At 65.9% G+C, this 5727-nt stretch carries 7 protein-coding genes; 1 reads left to right on the top strand and 6 read right to left on the bottom strand.

Features of this window, described 5'->3' with window-relative positions; genetic code table 11:
- Positions 1-25 precede the first annotated feature (25 nt).
- Genes K9L28_11470 through K9L28_11445 form a run of 6 tightly spaced genes read right to left on the bottom strand, consistent with a single transcriptional unit; the run spans position 26 to position 4505 of the window.
- Positions 26-790: a PHP domain-containing protein gene (locus K9L28_11470; GenBank protein ID MCF7936947.1), complete on the bottom strand. Its 765-nt coding sequence runs from the start codon at positions 788-790 to the stop codon at positions 26-28.
- A complete protein-coding gene (locus K9L28_11465; protein ID MCF7936946.1) occupies positions 790-1140 on the bottom strand; it encodes a serine kinase in 351 nt (116 codons plus the stop codon). The genes K9L28_11470 and K9L28_11465 overlap by 1 nt, the downstream gene beginning before the upstream one ends.
- Position 1141: 1 nt before the next feature.
- A complete protein-coding gene (locus tag K9L28_11460; protein MCF7936945.1) occupies positions 1142-2449 on the bottom strand; it encodes a 4Fe-4S dicluster domain-containing protein in 1308 nt (435 codons plus the stop codon).
- Positions 2449-2895, bottom strand: a complete 447-nt coding sequence (locus K9L28_11455; protein ID MCF7936944.1) for an anti-sigma regulatory factor — start codon at positions 2893-2895, stop codon at positions 2449-2451. The genes K9L28_11460 and K9L28_11455 overlap by 1 nt, the downstream gene beginning before the upstream one ends.
- The gene (locus tag K9L28_11450) at positions 2892-3263 is read right to left on the bottom strand and encodes a transcriptional regulator (protein MCF7936943.1); all 372 of its coding nucleotides are present in this window, start codon (positions 3261-3263) and stop codon (positions 2892-2894) included. The genes K9L28_11455 and K9L28_11450 overlap by 4 nt, the downstream gene beginning before the upstream one ends.
- A 42-nt stretch (positions 3264-3305) precedes the next feature.
- The gene (locus K9L28_11445) at positions 3306-4505 is read right to left on the bottom strand and encodes an ABC transporter substrate-binding protein (GenBank protein ID MCF7936942.1); all 1200 of its coding nucleotides are present in this window, start codon (positions 4503-4505) and stop codon (positions 3306-3308) included.
- Positions 4506-4585: 80 nt separating this feature from the next.
- Here K9L28_11445 and K9L28_11440 point away from each other — a divergent pair.
- A partial coding sequence (locus K9L28_11440) for a sodium:solute symporter family protein (protein ID MCF7936941.1) occupies positions 4586-5727 on the top strand: 1142 nt, incomplete at its 3' end.

The raw sequence follows: 5727 nt of genomic DNA, 5'->3' as shown, positions 1-5727 counted from the left end.
CCACGCATCCGCAAGGGGCTGTCCGCTACCGGTCCCCCCGGGCCCAGGGCCAGAAGACCCTGCGTCCCGCGCGCTCTCGGAGGGCCAGGGCGATCTCCCCGAAGGAGGGGCGCTCGAGAAGCATGGTGCTGCAGTGGTTGCGGTGGAGCGCATCCAGGGAATGGGCGTCGGAGTTGCGGAGCACTGTCCTGGCCGGGAGCGACGCCCGCCATCGCTCGGCCTCATCGGGGGAGAGGGTTCTGGAGAGCTCGATGGCGTCCACAGGCAGCCCCTCCGGCAGGGGACCCAGTGCCGCCGTATAGGAGAAGGCGGGACGGTCCACGTGGGCGGGGAAGGCGATCCCCCGGCGACGGTGGACCTCCTCAAGCACCTCCTCGATATCGTAGGTCACCCCCTGCACGAGGAGCGTCTCCTCCTGCCGGAGAATCCGGTTCGTCCCATCGACCACCACCTGGTAGCCGAAGATGTCGGGGTCGTTCGGGAAGCGGCGCAGACCCTTCCAGAGCCAGTCCTGGAAATCCAGCGCCGCCTGGGTGGTTTCAAAGATGGCGACCACATGGATGTCCTCGGCGGTCTGCACCTCCAGACCGGCCAGCACCACAAGGCCGGTTCCCGAAGCCGCCTCCTGGAGAGCGGGGGCGTTCTCCGCCGCGTTGTGGTCGGTGACGGCGATGCAGTCCAGTCCGGCCTCCAGCGCCCGCTCCACGATCTCCGGGGCACCCATCTCCAGTTCCCCGCAGGGGGAAAGCACGGTATGGATATGCAGATCCACCCTGTAGTCGGAGAGCATCAGCCCTGGGAACCTCCGCCGCCCAGACCCATAGACCAGAGTCTGCCGGCCAGTTCGAAGGCGGACAGCTCGGTCACGCCCACGACAATGCCTTCCCTGTTGCAGCGTTCCAGAAGGTTTTTGTCCGGCCGGCGCCCGCCTACCAGGACGATACAGGGGATCTCCCGCAGAACGGCGACGGCGGCCGCGTTGAGATGCCCGTGGACGGTGATCCACAGCGCCTTCTCCGGTGCGTTGCCCACCACATAGCTGAGCAGATCGCCGATGAACCCCCTTTCCACCTCTCCCGAGGGGGGCCGTGCCGTGGCGGTTTCGATCCCCTGTTCGGCAAAGATTCTGTCGATGCGCATACTAGTCCTCCTCCCTGTTGCGGAGAGTATGGGGCACGTGGCCGGAGAGGTCGGCGATCTCCCGGGCCAGTGTGGAAATGCGATCCCGGAGTTTGAAGATGCAGTCGGTCACCTCCCCCTCACCGCGGACGATGTCCTCGGCCAGGGCATGGCAGGTGGGCCGGCCGCAGGCGCCGCAGTCGATGTGGGGCAGCTCGTCGTAGACCTTCTTGAGCTTCTGCAGTCTGTTCATGGATTCCGCGACATTCTTGCCGAGGGTCCTGGACTGCGTGGCTCTGGGCGAAACCTTGAGCTTCCAGATCCCCTGATCGTAGAGCTCCTGCACCTCGCCGAACTCGTGTTCGGTAAGCTCCCACCGGACCGGCAGCTCCCGCAGACGGATCTCCGAGAGAAAGCGGGTCTCCGCATTCCCGATCCCGCCGATACATCCCAGATCACAGACCCGGCACTCCACATAGTCCACACCGGGGAGATGACCCAGTTCCAGCTCCTGCAGGAGATCCAGGGTGTTGCGCAGCCCCGACACCACCATGGTTTTCACCGGCCGGTCGAGGAACTGGGTCACATGCCTGGTCTCCCCGCCCCGGAGGGCCCACATCAGCCAGCGGATATTCTCCATGGGTTTCTGCGGCACCTCCGCCGTGGCCCCGGAGGCGAGGAGATCCCGGGTCACCCGCTTGACGGCCACCACGGAGGTGAAGGAGCTTTTCTCCCGCCCCACGGGTTCGCGGACCAGCGTGATCTTGGCCGGGCAGGGCGCCACCAGGGTGAGGTTGGAATCCCTGTGGTCCCGGCGCCAGATCTGTCCGGCGATCTCCAGGGGGGACTCCACCGGAACAAGCCGCGGCAGCAGCTCGGGAAAACGCACCTGCACCAGCCGGACGATGGCGGGACAGTATGTGGAGATCAGCGGCTTCCGGCCCGGTTCCGCCTCCTCCAGGGCCCTGGCGATGGCGTAGGCCCCCACATCGTAGGCCAGGGGCACCTCCGAGGCCACCTCCCGTACGCCGAAATGGGAGAGCGCATCGCGGACCACACCGGGACGCCGGTAGGAACCGAGCTGCGCGTAGAGTGTGGGGTCACTCATCACCTGGAGATCCCCGGCCGTACGGAGGGTATCCCAGTCATCCTCGTCCATGCCGAGGGCCTTCTTGGTACAGGTGCGCAGACATTCGCCGCAGTCGATGCAGAGTTCCGGAATGATCCGCACCCGGCCGTCCACCACCCGGATCGCTTCGGTGGGGCAGGATTTGATGCAGTTGACACAGCCTTTACAGGCGGCGTTGAAGATCTTGACTCCGTGGCCCATCAGGCGATTCCTCCTTTCCCCTGGGCGAAACGCACCACAGCCCGGAGCGTCGTCCCCTCGCCGGGGCGGGAATCGATAGCCAGGTCGTCGGCGTTCCGCTTGATGTTGCTCAGTCCCATGCCGGCGCCGAAGCCCATCTCCCGGATATGGTCGGGGGCGGTGGAGTAGCCCTCCTGCATGGCCAGCTCCACGTCCTCGATGCCGGGGCCCTCGTCGATGGTGGTCAGCACAAGCTGTTCCGGACAGATCTCCACGTGGACCGTCCCTCCACGGGCGTGGATCACAAGGTTCATCTCCGCCTCGTAGGTGATGATCGAAGCGCGGCGGCAGAAATCGGAGGCGATCCCCAGCATCTTCAATGTTTCCTTGACCCGGTTCGATCCTTCGCCGGCGGCGAGAAAGTCCTCGCCGGCTACGCTGAACTCCAGCTCGTAGGGGCTGTTCACTGGGGCCGCTCCCTCCTGGGGATCTCGCAGGGCAGGATGCCCGCCATCAACAGCAGGCCACTGGCCTCGTACATGCTCTTGCAGGTCGACAGAAGGGGGATCCCCATCTTCTCCGCCAGCTCCACAGCCTCCTGCCGGGGCTGTTTGCCGCGCACGAAGACCACCGCCGGCATATCCATCATCTGGGCGGTACGAACAATCTGGAGGTTGGTCAGCCCCGTCAGCAGCAGGGAGCCCGGTCTGGCGAAGGCGAGGACGTCGCTCATCAGGTCCGAGGCGTAGGCGTATTCCACGGCGACGCTCTCCAGCAGTCCCTCGCGGCAGAGGGTGTCGGCCTCCAGAGTGGTGCGGATCTCTTCCAGTTTCATCGGCTATCTTCCTTTCTCGCCACACTTGGTGTGGTCAGGGTTTTACTCCGGGACAAACCTCGACTGCACCGCTACGGTATCCACCATTCTCCATGTTTCGCCGTCCGTGGAGAGTACGGCGATCCGACGCTCCCCCGGCCGGTGGGTGGAGGCATCGATAGCGAGCGTACGGTCGCCGAAGGGCAGCCCCCCGACGCCTTCCAGCGCGCGGTAGAGCGGGGTTCCCCCCTTCCCTCCCGAGGCCTGGAGCCCCTGCACCACCAGGGTCCCCGCCGCAAGGCTCCTAACCGCCAGGGGCATGCGGTCCACCATCACCCCCGTACTGTCCCATATATCCATCCTGATATCCTGCAGGCCTCTCCCGGCATGCTCCAGGGGCCATTCCTGATCCACCACCAGGACGCCCGGCCTGGCCCGCACCATCTCGTTGCGTCCTCCGGCGTGCCAGAGCTCCATGGGAAGCGCGTTCCGTTCGATACGAGTCCAGACATCCAGCGTGCCCAGGGGCCCCAGGAGGCTGACGACCACCTCGGCGCCTGCAGAGGAAGCCTCGAGCAAACGGTTGCGGAGGTTCCTGTCGGCGTATCCGGCGATCCAGATCGGGAGCGGCGAGAACCCGCGGAGCCCGAGATCGCGCTGCAGGAGTCTGGTGGATTCGGCCAGAAAGGGATCGAGCCGGTCGGCCAGGATGGCGATCCCCGTTCCCTGCGGCAATGCCCTGGAGGCCCGGGCCGCCACCGCACGGATCGTGTATCTTTTGTAGAGATCCAGGGCAAAGACCGAGGGGAACGGCTCCCCCTCCCCGTCGGCAAGCGAGACATCCCTGCCGAAGGCAAGGATGAGGGCAAACCCGCTCCCCGCCAGCTGTTGCAGCAGATCGTAGGTCGTCACGGCATCGGCGAAGCTGACCACCGCCACGACCCGCCGGCTCTTCCAGCGCTCCACCACCGATGTCGCATCCTCAAGGAGATCCTCCATGGTCGCCGGCTCGATCTCCACAAAACGGATGTCGTTGCCGGCCACGCCATCGCGACGGCTGTTCGTCTCCCGCTCCACATACTCAAGCGCTGCCGCTGCGGCCGTCCCTTCAGGGCTGTCCCATCCCTGAGCGGGCGGGACCACCGCCACCTGGAGCAGCCACTCCTCCTCGACGGGATCCACCGCCGCCCCGCAGTTCCCCACGGAGAGCGCCAGAACCAGACACACCACCACAACAGACACCATGCCGCGCACAGCTTCCACAGCCTCCACCCCCTAGGATCGACGATGGTTCTAGGGTATCATAGCCTGCAGTCTTCCACAGCATTCAGGAGGTGCAACCCGTGCCCATACTGTTTCTTGCAGCCGCGTGTCTCGTTGTCGCGCTCTTCGTCGCCCTGGGACTCCTCTCGGGGAGAAGAACAAAGGGAACCGCCGACTACAATGTAGGCGGGAGGAAGGTCACCAGTGTCGGGGTCACCGGCATCCTTCTCGGGGCTCTGGTTGGAGGAGCCTCGACGGTCGGCACCGCCCAGATGGCCTACGAGTACGGCCTCTCCGCCTGGTGGTTCACCCTGGGCGGCGGCCTGGGCTGTCTCCTTCTGGGGGCGCTCTTCGCCCGCCCTCTGCGCCGCACCGGACTGGTCACCATCCCGCAGTTTCTCAACAGGGAATACGGTCCGGCCACCTCGCTCTCGGTGATGATCGCCTCCAGCCTGGGGACCTTCATCTCCGTGGTGGCCCAGTTCCTGGCGGGGATCGCCCTTCTGCAGAGCGTGCTCCACATCCCCCACACCCAGGCGGCCGTCGCCGTAGCGTTGATCATCGTCGGGTTCATCTACGCCGGCGGACTGAAAAGCTACAGCGCCGTGGGGCGGGCCAAGATCCTCTTCCTCTACTGCACCCTCGGCCTCTGTGCGGCCGCAGCCTGGTACCAGGGGTACAGCCCGGCGCGCCTGGTGGAGACCACCCCCTTCCACCCCTTTCTGCATCTCTTCGGCCGCGGATTCGCCAAAGACGGGAGCGCGGGGCTCTCGCTCCTGCTGGGGGTGCTGAGCACCCAGATCTATGTCCAGTCGCTCTTCGCCGCACGGAACGAACAGACCGCCAGGAAGGGAGCCTTCCTCTCCGCCCTGCTCATGCCGCCTCTGGGGCTGCTGGGGATCTGGATCGGCCTCTCCCTGCGGGCCTCCGGCGCGGCGATCACGCCGGCCCACGCGCTGCCCTACTTCATCGAAGCCACCTTTCCGCCCCTTGTGGCCGGTGCCCTCTGGGCGGGCATCCTGATCACCGTCATCGGCTGTGCGGCGGGGCTGTCGCTGGGCATCGCCACCAATCTCGTGGAGGACCTGATCCTCCCCCGGTTTCCCAGACTGTTGGGCTCCGGAAGCGGTCTCAGACTGAGCAGGATCGTCGTGCTGGCGGTCATCGCCCTGGCCACCTGGGCGGGCATCGAGGGGAAGGGATCGCTCATCCTCCACTGGAG

The sequence above is a fragment of the Synergistales bacterium genome, assembly GCA_021736445.1.
Taxonomy (GTDB): Bacteria; Synergistota; Synergistia; order Synergistales; family Aminiphilaceae; genus JAIPGA01.
The sequence above is the reverse complement of the archived record's forward strand: the minus strand, read 5'-3'. Positions and strand labels throughout refer to the sequence as shown.

What these genes read in the sequence shown, in the direction of transcription:
- K9L28_11470 (MCF7936947.1), bottom strand. Translation starts at nt 790, where the DNA reads ATGCTCTCCGACTACAGGGTGGATCTGCATATCCATACCGTGCTTTCC.
- K9L28_11465 (MCF7936946.1), bottom strand. Translation starts at nt 1,140, where the DNA reads ATGCGCATCGACAGAATCTTTGCCGAACAGGGGATCGAAACCGCCACG.
- K9L28_11460 (MCF7936945.1), bottom strand. Translation starts at nt 2,449, where the DNA reads ATGGGCCACGGAGTCAAGATCTTCAACGCCGCCTGTAAAGGCTGTGTC.
- K9L28_11450 (MCF7936943.1), bottom strand. Translation starts at nt 3,263, where the DNA reads ATGAAACTGGAAGAGATCCGCACCACTCTGGAGGCCGACACCCTCTGC.